The organism is Dethiosulfovibrio peptidovorans, from assembly GCA_002748665.1.
Classification (GTDB): Bacteria; Synergistota; Synergistia; order Synergistales; family Dethiosulfovibrionaceae; genus Dethiosulfovibrio; species Dethiosulfovibrio peptidovorans_A.
Genome location: PDTB01000034.1, coordinates 1 through 15,435 on the forward strand (window position 1 = coordinate 1; position 15,435 = coordinate 15,435).

General features: G+C 53.6%; 17 protein-coding genes, 1 tRNA gene and 1 rRNA gene. 14 read left to right on the plus strand and 5 right to left on the minus strand.

What is annotated here, in order from left to right:
- The 3 genes from rrf to ptsP all read left to right on the plus strand — a co-directional run.
- A 5S ribosomal RNA gene (rrf, locus tag CSA35_09480) occupies positions 1–83 on the plus strand; the annotation flags it as partial.
- A gap of 14 nt (positions 84–97) precedes the next feature.
- A tRNA-Ile gene (locus tag CSA35_09485) sits at positions 98–174 on the plus strand.
- A 95-nt stretch (positions 175–269) separates the two neighbouring features.
- A complete protein-coding gene (gene ptsP / locus CSA35_09490) occupies positions 270–1,994 on the plus strand; it encodes a phosphoenolpyruvate--protein phosphotransferase (protein ID PIE53766.1) in 1,725 nt (574 codons plus the stop codon).
- A gap of 54 nt (positions 1,995–2,048) precedes the next feature.
- On the opposite strand, the gene CSA35_09495 is transcribed toward ptsP, so the two are convergent.
- The 3 genes from CSA35_09495 to CSA35_09505 are packed head-to-tail and all read right to left on the minus strand — an operon-like array spanning position 2,049 to position 4,788.
- Positions 2,049–2,888 (minus strand): hypothetical protein, encoded by an 840-nt coding sequence (locus tag CSA35_09495; GenBank protein ID PIE53767.1) that lies wholly within the window; start codon positions 2,886–2,888, stop codon positions 2,049–2,051.
- Positions 2,889–2,913: 25 nt separating this feature from the next.
- On the minus strand, positions 2,914–3,966 hold the full coding sequence (locus CSA35_09500; GenBank protein ID PIE53768.1) for a hypothetical protein: 1,053 nt from the start codon (positions 3,964–3,966) through the stop codon (positions 2,914–2,916).
- Between the two features lie 51 nt (positions 3,967–4,017).
- Positions 4,018–4,788 carry an RNA polymerase subunit sigma gene (locus CSA35_09505; protein PIE53769.1) on the minus strand — a complete coding sequence of 257 codons (771 nt, stop codon included), beginning with the start codon at positions 4,786–4,788 and terminating at the stop codon, positions 4,018–4,020.
- A 98-nt stretch (positions 4,789–4,886) separates the two neighbouring features.
- On the opposite strand from CSA35_09505, the gene CSA35_09510 reads away from it, so the two are divergent.
- The 6 genes from CSA35_09510 (at position 4,887) to CSA35_09535 (ending at position 10,057) form a co-directional block, all read left to right on the plus strand.
- Positions 4,887–6,260, plus strand: a complete 1,374-nt coding sequence (locus tag CSA35_09510) for a xanthine permease (GenBank protein ID PIE53770.1) — start codon at positions 4,887–4,889, stop codon at positions 6,258–6,260.
- Positions 6,261–6,364: 104 nt separating this feature from the next.
- Complete coding sequence (locus CSA35_09515; protein PIE53771.1) at positions 6,365–6,856, plus strand: ferritin; 492 nt, start codon at positions 6,365–6,367, stop codon at positions 6,854–6,856.
- Positions 6,857–7,260: 404 nt separating this feature from the next.
- Positions 7,261–7,470, plus strand: coding sequence for a hypothetical protein (locus tag CSA35_09520; protein PIE53772.1), 210 nt, complete (start codon positions 7,261–7,263; stop codon positions 7,468–7,470).
- 238 nt (positions 7,471–7,708) lie between these two features.
- Complete coding sequence (locus CSA35_09525; protein PIE53773.1) at positions 7,709–7,972, plus strand: hypothetical protein; 264 nt, start codon at positions 7,709–7,711, stop codon at positions 7,970–7,972.
- 703 nt (positions 7,973–8,675) lie between these two features.
- On the plus strand, positions 8,676–9,476 hold the full coding sequence (locus CSA35_09530; protein ID PIE53781.1) for a TIGR02757 family protein: 801 nt from the start codon (positions 8,676–8,678) through the stop codon (positions 9,474–9,476).
- The gene (locus CSA35_09535) at positions 9,473–10,057 is read left to right on the plus strand and encodes a DNA polymerase III subunit epsilon (protein ID PIE53774.1); all 585 of its coding nucleotides are present in this window, start codon (positions 9,473–9,475) and stop codon (positions 10,055–10,057) included. The genes CSA35_09530 and CSA35_09535 overlap by 4 nt, the downstream gene beginning before the upstream one ends.
- A gap of 215 nt (positions 10,058–10,272) precedes the next feature.
- On the opposite strand, the gene CSA35_09540 is transcribed toward CSA35_09535, so the two are convergent.
- The gene (locus CSA35_09540) at positions 10,273–10,521 is read right to left on the minus strand and encodes a hypothetical protein (GenBank protein PIE53775.1); all 249 of its coding nucleotides are present in this window, start codon (positions 10,519–10,521) and stop codon (positions 10,273–10,275) included.
- Here CSA35_09540 and CSA35_09545 point away from each other — a divergent pair.
- Positions 10,510–10,695 carry a hypothetical protein gene (locus tag CSA35_09545; protein ID PIE53776.1) on the plus strand — a complete coding sequence of 62 codons (186 nt, stop codon included), beginning with the start codon at positions 10,510–10,512 and terminating at the stop codon, positions 10,693–10,695. The two genes, CSA35_09540 and CSA35_09545, sit on opposite strands and share 12 nt — an antisense overlap.
- On the opposite strand, the gene CSA35_09550 is transcribed toward CSA35_09545, so the two are convergent.
- Positions 10,692–11,951 carry an MFS transporter gene (locus tag CSA35_09550; GenBank protein PIE53777.1) on the minus strand — a complete coding sequence of 420 codons (1,260 nt, stop codon included), beginning with the start codon at positions 11,949–11,951 and terminating at the stop codon, positions 10,692–10,694. The two genes, CSA35_09545 and CSA35_09550, sit on opposite strands and share 4 nt — an antisense overlap.
- Positions 11,952–12,033: 82 nt before the next feature.
- Between CSA35_09550 and CSA35_09555 the strand changes: the two genes are divergently transcribed.
- The 4 genes from CSA35_09555 to CSA35_09570 all read left to right on the plus strand — a co-directional run bounded on the left by CSA35_09555 (position 12,034) and on the right by CSA35_09570 (position 15,231).
- Complete coding sequence (locus CSA35_09555; protein PIE53778.1) at positions 12,034–12,513, plus strand: cytidine deaminase; 480 nt, start codon at positions 12,034–12,036, stop codon at positions 12,511–12,513.
- Between the two features lie 25 nt (positions 12,514–12,538).
- Positions 12,539–13,126 carry a hydrolase gene (locus tag CSA35_09560; GenBank protein ID PIE53782.1) on the plus strand — a complete coding sequence of 196 codons (588 nt, stop codon included), beginning with the start codon at positions 12,539–12,541 and terminating at the stop codon, positions 13,124–13,126.
- Positions 13,127–13,237: 111 nt separating this feature from the next.
- A complete protein-coding gene (locus CSA35_09565; protein PIE53779.1) occupies positions 13,238–13,873 on the plus strand; it encodes a DNA-binding response regulator in 636 nt (211 codons plus the stop codon).
- Complete coding sequence (locus CSA35_09570; GenBank protein PIE53780.1) at positions 13,870–15,231, plus strand: histidine kinase; 1,362 nt, start codon at positions 13,870–13,872, stop codon at positions 15,229–15,231. Before CSA35_09565 ends, CSA35_09570 begins: the two co-directional genes overlap by 4 nt.
- Positions 15,232–15,435: the final 204 nt, after the last annotated feature.

A 15,435-nucleotide genomic window follows, 5' to 3' on the forward strand; every position in this document is an offset into this window, starting at 1 on the left:
TCCCATGCCGAACCCGGCAGTTAAGCCCTCTTGCTCCGATGGTACTGCGATTCGCTTCGTGGGAGAGTAGGAATTTGCCAAGTGCCTTTTCCCTTTGGGGCCGGTAGCTCAGGTGGCTAGAGCACTCGGCTGATAACCGAGAGGTCAGTGGTTCAAGTCCACTTCGGCCCACCAGATGTGAACATGCCCTCCTGTCGTATGGCAGGAGGGCATGTTAGTGTATGATAGACGTGGTCTTTTATTCCTGAATTATTTGAGGGGGGATCGTCATCAAGGGTATAGGGGTGTCGCTTGGAGTGGCTATTGGTCGGGCTTTCGTCGATTGGAAAGAACACATCGAGGTTGAGAAAGAGTACGTGGACGATGTGGAGTTGGAACTCGATCGTCTGAATGCTGCCATTGAGGTTGTGGAACAGGAAATCCGGGAGGTCTATGACGGTGTTTCGTCTCGTCTGCTTCGCGACGAGGTGGAGATCTTCACCTCTCACGGCATGATGATCAGCGATCCTGAGTTTATCGGTCAAGTCAAGGGGAGAATTATTACCGAAAGTGTCAATGCTGAATGGGCCGTTCGCTCTGTGGCTGACAAATTTATTCAAGTATTCGAGGATATGGATGACGTTTACCTTAAGGCAAAGGCCGATGACCTCAAGGATCTCTCAGCCCGTCTATGTCGTCTCCTTCTTCATGTAGAAGGTGGTGATTTGTCTAAAATTAACGAACCATCTATCATTGTTTTCCGGAACTTGGATGTTGGGGATTTAGCTCGGGTTGATCGGGATAAAGTCCTGGGCATCGTCTCTCAGGAAGGGACGAGGAGTTCCCATGGGGTTATCAAGGCCCGCCAATGGGAACTCCCTGCCGTTATCGGTGTCTCGACGATATTGGAGATGGTGGAGACCGGTGAACTTCTTGTCATAGACGGGAGTGACGGGACGGTTATCCGAAATCCTGATGAGGCCACCTTGGAACGTTACAGGGAAAAACAACGATCTTTTATCGGTTTTCACCAGCAGCTTGCGGAGATGGCTCATCGACCAACGCTTACCCAAGATGGCTATCCCCTTCGTTTGTATGCCAATGTGGATACCCTGCGGGATGTAGAGAGAGCTCTCCAGAAGGGAATTCGAGGGGTAGGGCTTTTTCGGACCGAACAGCTCTATATGGATAGGGATAGGTTGCCTACTGAAGGAGAACAATTTGGCGTGTACAAGAAGGCGGTTCTGGCCACTCAGGGACGGACTGTTATTTTTCGGACGCTGGATATAGGATGTGATAAGGTCCCCAGCTATCTTAACGTTCCCCGAGAATTAAACCCGGCTTTGGGCTACCGGGCGATTCGGCTCTCTTTGGCACGAGCTGATATCTTTCGTATCCAGCTTCGGGCGTTGCTCCGAGCCAGTGCTTTTGGGAAGGCGAAGATTATGTTCCCAATGATTTCCGGTGTGGAAGAGTTGCGTCAGGCTCGGGGCCTCCTGGAGGATGTCAAGTCGGCCCTTCGAAAGGAAGGCATTCCTTTCAACCCTGATGTTGAAGTGGGGGTTATGGTGGAGGTCCCCTCAGCGGCGGTCGTCTCCGACCTGTTGGCCAAAGAGGTGGAGTTTATGAGCATCGGTACGAACGACCTCATACAGTATTCGTTGGCGGTGGATCGAAGCAATGACAACCTGTCTGGTCTATATAGTCCCTTTCATCCGGCTGTGCTCCGGCTGGTTTATATGACCATCAAAAACGGTCTCCAAGAGGGGATCAAAGTCAGTCTCTGTGGCGAAATGGCCAGCGAACCACTGCTTATCCCTCTATTGATCGGTATGGGGCTTGAGCGTTTCAGCGTCAATAGCGACGGGGTTTTGATGACACGGTGGATCATGGCTCAGGTTGATCGCTCGCTCATGAGGGAGACTGTGGAACAGGTGATGTCCTTGACCTCTACGGAGAAGGTCCGACGGTTTTGCGAAGAATGCTTCGCTCCACTTAAGGACTATCACGGCTAAAAAAGATCGGAAGAGGAAGAAGGCCTCTTCCGATCTTTTTTATACGTGCGGTTTTTAGTGAGATGTCTTTTGCTGAGGTGCCGGAGGTATATACACAGGCACTGGTTGGGGCGTAGAGGCCGCAGGCGCAGGGGCTGTAGGAGCGACGGTCATGGGAACAGAGCCCGAAGGTGCGTTTGGCGATGGGCCTTGGATGGTCGGGATACCAGGGCCTTCCGGTTCACCGGTGATGTTCCGTACCGGAGGAATGGGGACGACCGGGTTGAACTTCTGCCCCGGATGAACGAGTACTTTTTTGGCACCCAAAGGAGACATTCCCGTGACAGTCCGAGGAGTTAATACCGGTTGTGGTCTGACTGTGTTTTTTGGGGAGGAAGCGGTACTTTTCGGCTGAGTTACATACTCCAGAGGCGCGGCGTATGCTCTTGCGTTGTATCTATGGATGCATTGCCCCGGGAGATGTCCATGGTGATCGCATCTTGTGGGCACGATGACCGGCAAGCCGTGCGTAAACGTCAATCCGGCAGGATCCCACAGAGCGACGGCCTCTCCCGTAGCCCGATTTTGAAGAACTCGGGAAAGAGGGGGATAATGAGGATCGACCGCAAGGGTGGTGGTGAATGCCATCTGAGCTTCTCGAAGATGTCCCATACCCTGGTATGCTTTGCCCAGCCAGTACCACCCATCAGGCGATTGAGGTTGTTGGTGCAGGTACGCCTTCAGGAAGGTTACTCCTCTGATGTACATGCCACTTTCTACCATTTGACGTCCAGCTCGCCATGCCTCCTGAAGAACGAGGGACTGAGAGTTGTCCCTGGGGCGGGGAGCTGCTGATAGCGACGTTGCAAAAAGACACACAACGAACGCCAAAACCACGATTTGTATCTTGTTCATAACTGTTATTCCTCCTTTGCTTTTTTTAGCGATGGGCATGGTAAATCGACATGACAACGAGATCTCGAAGGCCAATAGGGACCTCTTTGTTCTCCTTGACGACTTCAATGATCGCTTCATGTTCTTGAACCCACAGAACCTTAACGGTTCCGATCTTCTCAGGGAGGACTACGACAGGCCGTTCAGGGTCCACAGTGTCATATCGGTCGCTTCGGATCACTGAGAGCAGATCACCTGGTCGAAGGCCCTCAATTTTGCCGAGGCTCATGATGTAGCGCCGCCTCTTAGGGGGCTTAGCTGCCATATTGTCCTTTGTCGGTGAGATGATCCGCCCGATTATACGATATCCTGTGATCCCGTCAAACAGGGTATCTCGGCTCTTCCGAAGAGCTTTTTTGAAAGCGTTCCAGTACGATGTCCTCTTGAAGGATTTCCAAAGTGGACGGCTCATGGGTTGATCGTACTCCTTGGGGTTGGGGAAAAGCTGCCAAAAATCCAAACCTCGGGGAAACATTTTATTGATCGGCAAAAGATCCAAAGGGCGGAAGAACAAAAGCTTTCCACTCTCTGGCTGTTTTGTGAGATAGAATGTCCGTCCGTCACCGGGCATGAAGGTGAACCTTCTGTCCTCTCCAGCAACGGAAAAGGCTCCAAATCTCTCTCGAGTAATGCCGTCGAACAGCTCTATCCGCAGAGCGACGTACCCCATTCGATCCATTCCCAGGTGTTTCCGATCGGTCATTTTTAGTTTGTAGAAAAGAAGCTTGATCCCTATGTCTCCCTTGGGACCTCGTCCCCTGAACCAGTCCGATTCCTGTTCGGGCGGGAGAACTAAAACCTGAGCGTATGGATATTCCCGGAGCAGGGTTACAAACTCTTCCGTGATCTTTTCGGGAAAGACGTCCACGGGGTAGTATTTACTTTTCCATATCTCAATAGGGGTGTCGTTTTGCACTGGCAGAACCACGATACTGATACCCGGTGTGGTCAAGACCGTGGCATGTGCTGCTCCTCCAGGAGTGCTCAAGATCGACAGACTCGTGAGGAGCAACAGCAGCGTTCGTCGAATGACGTTCATCAGTCCGGTCTCTCTCCTCTCCGTTTTTCGGGGTGTGTACGCTTCACTCTCCTATTGTATCCCCAATTGAAGCTCCGTGTTGAGTTCCTGGAAAAATTCGTCCAGATCACCGTCGATTCGGATATCGATTCGATCAGGGGCAAGATACGCAGGGGAGACGTACCCCTTGTTGACCACTATTATACTTCCTTTGCACAGAGATGGGAGGATGGCCGCTGGTGCGACCGTCAGGGACGATCCCAGAACGAGCAGAAGATCGGCCTTGTGCATCAGAGACTGGCATTCGTTCAGATGCATGACCGCCTCTCCGAAAAACACGATGTTCGGTTTGATGACTCCGCCACACCCGCAGCAGTGAGGCACCTCCTCGGCCATGGTCATCTTGTAAGAGGTTTTATAGTCGTAGGATTGTCCACACGAGATGCACCTGCTGCTCCAGACGCCGCCATGGATCTCCAAGACCGACTGTGAGCCCGCCTGTTGATGGAGGGCGTCGATATTCTGGGTGACGATGCCTTTGAGTTTCCCGTCTCGCTCCAGAGCTGCCAGAAAACGATGGGTGTAGGTCGGGGTGATTTTTTCCAGGGCCGTCAGAAACTCTCGATGGAACCGATAGAAAAAACTCGGGGCCTCAAGAAAAAAATCGATGTCAAAAATTCGCTCCGGATCGACGTCGTACTGACGCCTATAAATTCCGTTGGGACCTCGAAAGTCCGGGATCCCTGCGCTGGTAGAGACACCAGCTCCGCTGAGGACCGCCACCGATTGGGCTTCCCTCAGCAAGTTGACACAGTTCATGACCGAGGTACCTTGCTTTTTCATCTGAGACACCGTCCTTCTTTTAATGCAACCGGTTACATTGAGTGGTACAATTTTCTGCGACAATCACGAGCTCATCTCTTGAAGGAGGAAGATATGCTATGACTCACCTTACGTACGGAGTGGAGGACCGGCCTCGTTTTCCCGTTTTGATCCTTGCCGGAGCGCAACACGTTCTGACTCTTTTTGGGGCCACCACGCTGGTTCCCCTGATTTTTGGTCCCGCCCTGAGGATGTCACCCGTGCAGATCGGTTTTTTCATCAGTGCGGTATATTTGGCCATGGGACTGGCGACTCTCATCCAGACAAGTACGTTAGGATCGGGGCTGCCCATCGTTCAGGGGTCCAGCTTCAGTTTTATTCCTCCTATCATGACTATTATAGGCGCATATGGGGCTCAGGGGGCCGATGTCTGTCTTCAGTATGTCGGAGGCGCTTTGATTCTGGGAGGGGTTATGATGGCTGCCATGGGATATGCCGGATTGGTCGGAAAGGTTCGGAGGTTCATCACTCCGGTCACGGTCGGCCCGACGATCATGGCTATCGGTTTTTCATTGGCCCCGGTTGCTGTGGAGATGAACGCTGCCCATTATTGGCCGGTCTCCTTGGCTGTCGTGATCCTGATCTTTCTTTTCAGCCTTGGGATGAAAAATCGCTACATCAACATCTTTTCAATTCTCTCCAGCGTTGTGCTCGTCTACCTTCTGTGCCTTGTACTCAGCGTTTCAGGTATCTTCGAGACTGGACATCCGGCATTTATCGATTTTTCAAGCGTCAAAGAGGCCCGGTGGTTTCAGTTTACTGGTCTCATGCCCTGGGGGTCCCCGAAGTTCAGCATCATAGCTTTCGGCGCTATTTTGGCCGGATTTTTCGCCGTATTCATCGAAAGTCTGGGTGACTATTACAACGTGAGCCACGCATGTGGCCTCGACGATCCCACTGAGGAAACCCTGAACAAGGGCATAGGAGCCGAGGGTATCGGATGCGCTGTCGGTGGTTTTTGCGGAGCTGTTGCCTGCACATCCTACACTGAGAATATCGGACTTATCGGTCTGACCGGCGTGGCGTCCCGGTGGGTTGTTCGTGTCGGCGCGATCATCCTCATCATCATGAGCTGCATCGGCAAGTTGGGAGCTCTTGTGGCGACGATCCCTACGCCCATCATCGGAGGTTGCTACATCGCTCTTTTCGGCATCATCGGGGCTCTGGGAATCCAGGCCTTGAGCCGTGCCGATATGGGCTCTCAACGAAACGTCATGATCGTGGGTTTTGCCTTTCTCATGGCTCTGGGGCTTCCGGGGTGGGTTGAGGGCCAGAAGGAGATGTTCTTCTCTCTGGGGATAGCCGGCCAGGTTCTCTGGGCTGTGGGAAAGACTGCCATGGCGGTTGCGGGAATATCGGCGGGAATCCTGGACAACCTCATACCGGGCACCGACCACGAACGGGGGATCCACAGAAAAAAAGAAACTCGTTGACGCCTGTCTGAAACCATGGTATGATTCCCCTCGTATTGAGATTAGGAATCAATCCTTTTAGTTAGGTGTCTAATACTTATGTAGAGAAACGGAGGAGTTTGACAATGGCATTGAGCAAAAAAATGGAAGAGGCTATGAACGATCAGATCAACGCCGAATTTTTCTCGGCGTATCTCTATCAGTCCATGTCGTCCTGGCTTGATTCTGTGGATCTGCCCGGCATGGCCAAGTGGATGAGTGTTCAGGCAAAAGAGGAAATGGAACATGGCATGCTCTTTTACAATCACGTTCTGGAGCGTGGCGGTCGGGTTATCCTCAAGGCGATAGAGGCTCCTAAAGCTGAGTGGGAGTCGCCCCTTGACGCTTTTACTGAGGCCCTGGAGCACGAGAGATATATCTCTCGACGGATTGACGATCTTACGAACCTCGCCATGGAAGAGAAGGACCACGCCAGTCGGATCATGCTCAACGACCTGGTGACCGAGCAGGTTGAGGAAGAAGATAACGCTGTTCGTAACGTAGCAAAACTCAAGATGCTTAAGGGGAGTGCACGTGCCCTGTACATGCTGGACAGAGAATTAGGGAATCGGGAATAGAACAGAGATAGGCAGACACGACCGAGGTGGAAGCCAACCTCCCGCCTCAACCCAACCACACATTCGCCCCGACGCCGATCCTTTGCTCGCGCGTCGGGGCGGATGCGTCTCTTTTTAGGGCTCTCTCTGTCTGTGCCCCCTGTGCGTGAGTCGATCCCGTCATTCTCCGATGAGGAGCTGAACGGAACGTTCGTCGGCAATAGAATAAAATGAAGGCGAGGAAATCTGAAAAGTCTCTTTGGGAAAAAACATTCAATGCTATAATTCACGAATAGTATGCATAATCAAGACAGCACACATGATCGAGGAGGCACTTGCCTGTGAAGGGTGTCACGCGTTTACGAAGATCGTCTTCTGCGAGGCGACAGGCCCTGTGAACGACCGTCCTGTGGGGCCGGAGATTTATGGGGGCTGTCACCGCCCTGCTGCTGTTCGTTCTTCCCGCTCTTGGAGCCGAAGAGATCTCCAGCTTCAGCCGCAGGATAGTGGTGGGAGCCGACGGCGCATCGGCCTCGTTCCTCACGACGGCTCCTCTGGGCTGTAAGGAAGGGCTCACCGTGGCGGTCTCATGGGAAGAACAAGGGGAGCATCATCCCCCTCTTCTATCCCCCTGACGATCTCTCGCCCGCGGTGGTTCGGGAGGCCATGAAGGGATTTGACGGTCGCTCCTTTATCAACTCGTACGTCAGACCAGGAAGTCACATAAAGGCCCCCTCACCCCCGAAGAGAACAGCTTGTACTACAAGCTGTTCTCTTCGGAATCTTTCTGTCGATTATTCTTTCTTTTATCGTGAATGGCATCAGTAAATGTCGAAAATTTTTTTGCTGTGTTGAAAAACTCGTTTTATCTTCATGACGGCCCTGCCTGTTTTCTGTAGCTTTTCCATTTGGTGGGGGCGAAGGCACATACGGAAATGGAGAGAAAATACGCTCTTTTGGGCCATCGTTATCTCGCCAATCGTCGTCTTTGTCCTTCTTCTTGAAGTGCTTGTCATGGCTGGATTTATCTACAAGGCCTCAATCGTCATCTCGCCTGTCTGCGCTCTGTGCCTGATCGTCATGGCCCTTTTGATGGTCATATTTTATTCCTTGCTGAGACACCTCAGGCCTGAGTAGCGGAAGCTCGTGGACAGGATCAAGGGCTTTGCCATGTACCTGCGAACCACCGAGGACGATCGGTTGAAGACCCTGAACCCACCCGAGAGGATCCCCAAACTCTTCGAGCTCTACCTCCCCATACGCCCTGGCTCTCGGTCTCGAAGGGGCGTGAGGTAAGGCCTTCGAGACGGTCCTTACTCGGGCCGCTGCTGTCGGTGAGGAAGGGTACAGTCCCTCCTGATATGTGGGAGCTAACCCGATTCACATAGCTGCGGCAGGCTCCATGGGATAGTTTACCTCGTCTTTGGGTGAATCCTTTGCTGGGTCAATTGCCTCGTCTGCCGTGTCTCTGTCGGCGGAATTCTCCTCAGCTTTCTCCGATGGAGGCAGAGGAGAGTGTCCCGGCGGAGGTGGTAGAGGCGGTGGCGGTTGGTGATCTCCAAGCCGTGAGACGGTCATGTCAGCTTCCACGAAACGTGCACAGTCCCTGCCTCCAATGGAGATCAGGACAGGCGTCTGGCACAGCATAACAGTATAGCAATGAACGTAGAAAAAGGAGCCGCTTTGAACGAGGGCGACTCCTTTTCCTTTTACCGACACCGATGGTATAGTTATTCAAAGGATCACGTCTTGGCGAGGAGGTGGTGTCGTGGGAAACTCGATCGATGTTTTTCCTGTCTCTTTTTCCAGAGACGATGTAGTTGCCGGGGAGTCGCACGGGTTGAAAAAATCGTTGCTGGAAGAACTGCGTTTCCCTTTAGATCGCATACGGGATCGATACAACCGGCGAGAGTTGATCCATCCTGATCCTCTGGAGTTTTTGTGGGAGTATCCAGAACTCGGGGATCGGGAGATCGTTGGACTGGTGGCATCGTCTCTGGCCTATGGTCGGGTTGTCCAGATTTTGAAAAGCGTCAGGCAGGTGCTGGATACCATGGGCCCATCGCCCCGCTCCTTTGTCTTGGGCGGAGACGAAGAGCTTTGGAGGCGCTGTTTCAAGGGGTTCTGTCATCGTTTTTCCAGAGCCCACGAGTTGGTGACTCTTCTGGGGGGCGTTCGGAGGCTTTTAGTTTGTCACGGTTCCTTAGACGAGGCTCTGGCAGCGCATCTTCGAAAAGACGGTGCGCTTTTGCCCGCTTTAAGCGCCTTCGTGAGGGACTTGGTTGGCGAAGAGTGCAATTCTCTCCTGCCGTCTCCGGCGAGGGGAAGCGCCTGTAAGCGATTGATGCTGTATGTGCGGTGGATGGTTCGTCAGGATGACGTGGACCCTGGGGGGTGGTCGTGCCTTGCCCCTGGGGATCTGATAATTCCATTGGACACCCACATGCACAGAGTATCCCTCGCCCTGGGACTGACCCGACGACAAGCTGCGGACTTGAAGACGGCTTTAGAGGTGACGCGAGCCTTCGGGGAGCTGGATCGCTCCGATCCTGTTAAATATGATTTTGCCCTGACGCGTTTTGGTATTCGGTCGGATATGACTCCCGACCAGATTCGCGTTTTTTTTCAAAAGGAGAGTTGAAAGTGGATCGTATACTTTGGGACTGCGATTTTGTCGCTGTCGACATAGAGACGACGGGGCTATCGCCCCGTTGGGATCGGATCGTGGAGATAGGAGCTCTGCGGTTTTCGCCTGGAGTGGAGGTAGAGGGTTTTGAGACCTTTGTAAATCCGGGACGGGCCATTCCTCCCGGGGCGATGGCTATTCACGGCATTACCGATGAGATGGTGGCGAATGCGCCGCCTCTGGATCGTGTTGTTCACGATCTGGCGGTTTTTTTGGGGGATGCCCCTTTGGTTTTTCACAACCCTGCCTTCGATCTGGGGTTTCTCGATCAGGTCATGGAGGACGTTGATCCTGCGTGGCGAACCAGGGTTGTTTTCGATTCCTGTGAGTTGGCTCGAAAGGCCTTTCCCGAGGCAAAAAAGTACAGCTTGGTGGCTCTTGCCCATACATTGGGGTTGGAGGGATCAGCCCATCATCGGGCCCTGGGCGACTGTCAGTATTGTGCTGCCTTGTTCCATCGAATCCTGGAGGTTGTCGATGGTCTTCGATGCATGCTCCTGAGGGATCTGGCGGAGGAATATCGGTATCGACCCTAGCGAAATCTCTTCGGTGTTTTTAGGTTTTGTAAGGACTTAAGGTTATATAAAATAGAATTTATGCCTCAAATTGATCGAATGAGCATCGATTTTTCTCCTCTGGCGTTCACGATTGATGATGGTGATTTTGGGTTTGACGGGTTGTCTCAATGCCGTCCATCAAGTCCATTCAGATGTTCATGACAACTAAATTAACTTGGAAACATGTGTGTCTTTTAACTGTTCCGTTTACCTTTATCCATTTTATTGCTGAAGGTGTTCCCGTCTTTTTTGACTAGCCGCTTAAGTATAGCTCTGATGAAAGCGGCCTCATCGACGGCCAGTTTTTTGAAGAGGCCTCTGTTGGAGGGAGCTGTCAATTGTTTGAAATGATCCTTCTGCATGAGATTTGGGACGATCCCGTTGGTTTTTTTGAGGCTGTTTGTAGCCGATGCGAGTGAGGAGGCAGCGAGATGAGAAAGCATCTGCATCGAATATGGAAAAACTCACATCCGGTGGGGCAGGTCTTGATTTTGCTGACAGTTGTCGTTTTGGCACTGGCCTTGGTTGTCGTTGTCGATGTGTTAAGCCATCCTGAAAAAAGTTGGACGGAATCCACCCTTGTACGGATGATTGTGGAGCGTCGCTCTCAAAATTAATCTTCATCTGTGACTTTTACTACGCCCCATTGCCGGCCTCTGTCGACATCTACAAATGCCAGGAGAACAAGCCCCGCCAGGAACGTGCTGCCCACGGCCAGGATAGCTGTTCTGGGTGATCCTGTAATCTGGGTGATAACCCCAAAGGCTGCCGGTCCCAGGATGCCGGCGAACTTGCTCGAGACGTCGTAGAGTCCAAAAAATTCGGCACTCCTGCTTGGGGGGAGCATGGACGCGTAGAGGCTCCGGCTGATGGCTTGGGCTCCGCCCTGTACTGCTCCAACGGCGATGGCCAGGGCCCAGAAATGCCACCGCTTGGTCATGGCGTACGCTCCACCGGCGACCACAAGATACCAGATGAGGGCGACTGAGAGGGTTTTCTTGCTTCCGATCTTCTTTGCGATATGTCCGAGAAGCAGGGCACAGGGGATACCGACGAACTGTGTCACGAGAAGGGCGGAGATCAGTGTTCGGGAGGCGATCCCCACCTGTGCTCCAAAGATCGCCGCCATTCGGATCACCGTGCCGATGCCGTCGTTGTACAGCCAGAAAGCGACGAGAAACGTAAAAGCATCTCTGTATCGGCGAATTTCCCTGAAGGTTTGTCTCAGGGACCGGACAGCATCTCCTAAAGACCTGCTCCCGTCCCTGTTTCGAGGTGGTTCAGGGACAGCGATGGCGAGAGGAAACGTGAAGGCCAGCCACCAGAGGCCGACTGATACGAAAGAGAGCTGTACGCCCGGAAGTCCTGGAAGCAGAGTCATCGTGATCAGATTGAGCCCGAGAAGGGTTCCTCCTCCGAGATAGCCCATGGCGTACCCGGCGCTGGAGACCTGATCGAGTTGTGCCTGGGGAACCAGATGGGGGAGCAGTGAGTCGTAGCAGACGGAGGCACCGGAGAATCCCACGGATCCCACAACCAAAAGCGTCAAAGCCAAGGGCCAGTTGCCGGGGCCAACGAGCCCCATCGCCATGGAAGCGAGGGCCCCGACGGCTGTACACAGGACAAGGATGAACTTCCTGATCGCCTGTCCATCGGCGATGGAACCCAGAAAAGGCGCCGCCATGGCACTGATCAGGAGGCCTAAAGACGAAGCGTAGCCCCAGTAAGCTGTGGCCAAAGACGGGGTGAGAGGTGCGGCTGCGATCTTTTGAAAGAAAACTGGGAAAATAACGGCCATGATAGTCGTGGCGAAGGCTGAGTTGCCTGCGTCGTAGAGACACCAGGCCAGTATGGGATGGTTTCGGATCCTCATCATGGGAACCTCCTGTGAAGATGTGTGACTGTGATTATAGGCCATAGGCGAGAGGACCGATAGAGCGCAAGGGGGAGGCTGCATGAAACGTCAACGTCCCGATTGGGATAGTTACTTTATTAAGATCGCCCAGACTGTGGCCGAGCGAGCTACCTGTCTGAGACGTCGGTACGGCGCCGTGATCGTCAAAGACAACGTGATCCTCAGTACTGGCTATAATGGCGCCTGTCGGGGAGAACCTAACTGTGATGATGTGGGATTTTGCCGGAGGGAAGCGCTCAAGGTACCTAAGGGACAACGATATGAGCTGTGCGTGGCGGTCCACGCGGAGCAAAACGCTATTATCAACGGTGATCCGGAAAAAATGAACGGCGCTACAATCTACGTGGCGGGATTCAACGTGGCGGATGGGTCATTTGCAGCAGGGGACCCCTGTATGCTGTGTCGACGTATGATCAAAAATGCAAGAATACTGCGAGTAGTGTGTCAGAATTCCGATGGTTCCATATCGTCTCGGGCTGCCGAGGATATGGAGGAGCCTTCGTTCGAGGAGGTTCTCTGACAGTTCACCGAAGGGGAGGATGGGTGTGGCTGTTGATCGAGATCGGGCGTTCTCGTTGCTTCGGGAGTACAACAAGGATGAGGGACATCTCCGCCATGCTCTGGCGGTGGAGGCCTGTATGCGCCACTTTGCCTGTAAGGCTGGGGAGGACGAGGACCTTTGGGGAGTTGTGGGCTTGCTCCACGATCTGGATTGGGAGATGGTAAGCCAGGAGCATCCAGAAAAACACACCGCCGTGGCAGCTGAGATTTTGGAGAAAGAGGGGTATCCTGAAGAGATCGTTCGGGCGATTCAGTCCCACGGGTGGGGCATCTGTTCCGATGTTGAGCCCCGGTCAACTATGGAGAAGACCCTTTATACGGTAGATGAGCTCACCGGTCTTATCATGACCTGCGCGCTGGTCCGGCCCAGTCGATCTCTCTCGGACCTGACAGTCAAGTCCGTGAAAAAAAAGTGGAAGGACAAGCGGTTCGCTGCTGGCGTAGATCGGAAGTTGATCGAACGGGGGGCTGCGATGATGGACATTGAGATATCGGAGCTCATCGGCGAGGTCATCCAGGCAATGTGCCCTGTCCAGAGCCATCTGGGGCTCCAGGAGACCAACGGTGACTGAAACCTGTAGAATTGTTGATTATGCTCCGATGTTCCCTGGTTATAATGAAAAATGTACGGGAGGTCGAGTTCAACTCAGCCTCTCCGCTATGTCGAAGGAGGGAGCAAATGCATGGAGACGATAACGGTGGTGCTTGCTGATGATCATCCTCTGACTCGCCAGGGGCTTAAGGCGTATCTCACCAGGCAAACTGATGTGGAGCTGGTCGGCGAGGCCTCCGACGGGAAGGAAGCCTGGGAGATGATCAACGATCATAAACCCAGGGTAGCTCTTTTGGACATCCGGATGCCTCACGAGGACGGCATATCTTTGGCTCGTCGTATCAAGGAAGCTGGACTTCCCGTTATACCGGTTATGCTTACGTCCTACGATTCTCAACAATATGTGTTGGCGTCCCTTCGGGCCGGAGCCAAGGGGTTTGTCCTCAAGACGACCTCTCCTGAGGCCCTGGCGAAGGCCATCCAGACCGTGGTCTCAGGTGGGCTCTATCTGGATAGTGAGGTAGCCTCGGTTGTAGGGGAGGTGTCTCCCTTGGAGGACCTCTCTCCCAGAGAGAGAGAAGTCCTGCTCTACGCGGCGAGGGGCCTGCCCAGCAAGGAGGTGGCGGCGGTTCTTTTCATCAGCGAGCGAACCGTCCAGACCCACTTGGCGTCGATCTACGATAAACTTGGGGCCCACAACAAAACGGAGGCCATGCTTCTGGCGCTGAAAAACGGCCTTCTGACGTTGGAAGAGCTCATCGAATGAGACGTCCCCGTCTTCCCGTCCGATGGAGCCTGTCGACGGTTTTTTCCCTAGCCCTTCTTCTGCCCACCGTTGCCGTCTTCCTCACGGCCGGGATCGGTATCGTTCACCATGAGCAGGCTATGGACCGTGTTATGGCCTCGTACGTGGAGAACCTGGCCGAGAACGTGGCCTCTCGCGTACACCATCAAGATTCGGAGTGGCTTTTCCCGTCTCCTCTTATCAAGATGCTTCGTCAGCTTCAGGTGTTCGAGTGGGGACCGTCCCTGCCTGGGTGGGTGGCTGTTGTGGACGGAGATGGCCAAATACTCCTGGCCTCTCCTGGAGCTGAGGCCACTTTTTTGCGGCTTTGGAGGGAGGACATCCCCATCGGGCGGGCAGTGGACCTGGCGGATGATCAGGGGCAAAGGTACACCGTGGCCGTATGGCCTGCGGCGTCTGTTTTTGTTGTGGCAGCCGTCGCCTGGGATCAGCTTATAGGTCCTATGGTACGGGCTACTCGTCTGTGGGGGCTTCTCATGCTGGCTGTCGTGGGCACTGCTGTAGTGTCTGGAGCTATCCTCTGGCGGTGGGCCATCGGTCCCATCAAATCGCTCTCTGACGAGCTTTCGGACCTCAGATGGGGGTGCGATATTCCCGATGCCAGACAAAAACGAGCCATATGGGAAGTTCGCAACCTGCGGACGGTACTATGTCGCCTCTCTCGGGCAGCTAGAGAGAAGGTCGAGCTTTGGAACCGGTATCTTCAGGACATCGTACGGGTTCAAGAAGGGGAAAAATCCCGATTCGCGCGTGACCTCCACGACGGACCTGTTCAGGAAATCACGGCCTTGATTCAAAGGATTCGATTAGCCTCTTTAGAGAGCGGAGAAAAGAGCAAAGAACACCTGTGTGTGGCAGAGGATATCGGCAGAGAAACCGTGACTCAGCTTCGGGAGATGTGTAACCAGCTCTCGCCGCCCTGGCTTGATTTGGGGCTCAAACACTCGTTGGATGAGTTGTCTGATCGTCTATCCCGGTATCTGGGTATCGCTATCCAGGTTGAGGTGGCCGATGGACTGGACGAAGTGCCGGATCGGACCCTGGCGTTTTTCAGAATTGTCCAGGAGGCTATTCACAACGCTGTGCGCCATGGCGAGGCTGAACACGTCGAAGTCAACGTCGATGTCACGGAGAGTGGGGCACAGTTGACCGTTCGAGATGACGGAAAAGGGTTTAACTTTTTCGGTGATCTGGAGTCCCTCAGAGCTTCGGGCCATCGGGGTCTGTTGAACATGCAGGAGCGCATTGAGTTGGTCGGAGGTTCGATGGAGATTAAGACAGCTCTTGGTCAGGGATGTACCTTGGTTTTTAAGGAGTAATGATAAAAGCTCCTGGCGGAGATGTTTTTGTTCCCAACGTCTTCGCCAGGAGCTGTCGTTTTTATATTGGCTGTACCGGCGTCATGGCAACGTCTTTATCGAGCTGGAACTGCCCAACAATCGCGTTGAGCCGTTCGGCACCGGACGAGAGGTTCTGAGCCTCTTGCGCCACCTGCTCCGAAGCAAGTGCCGTATCGTCGCTGC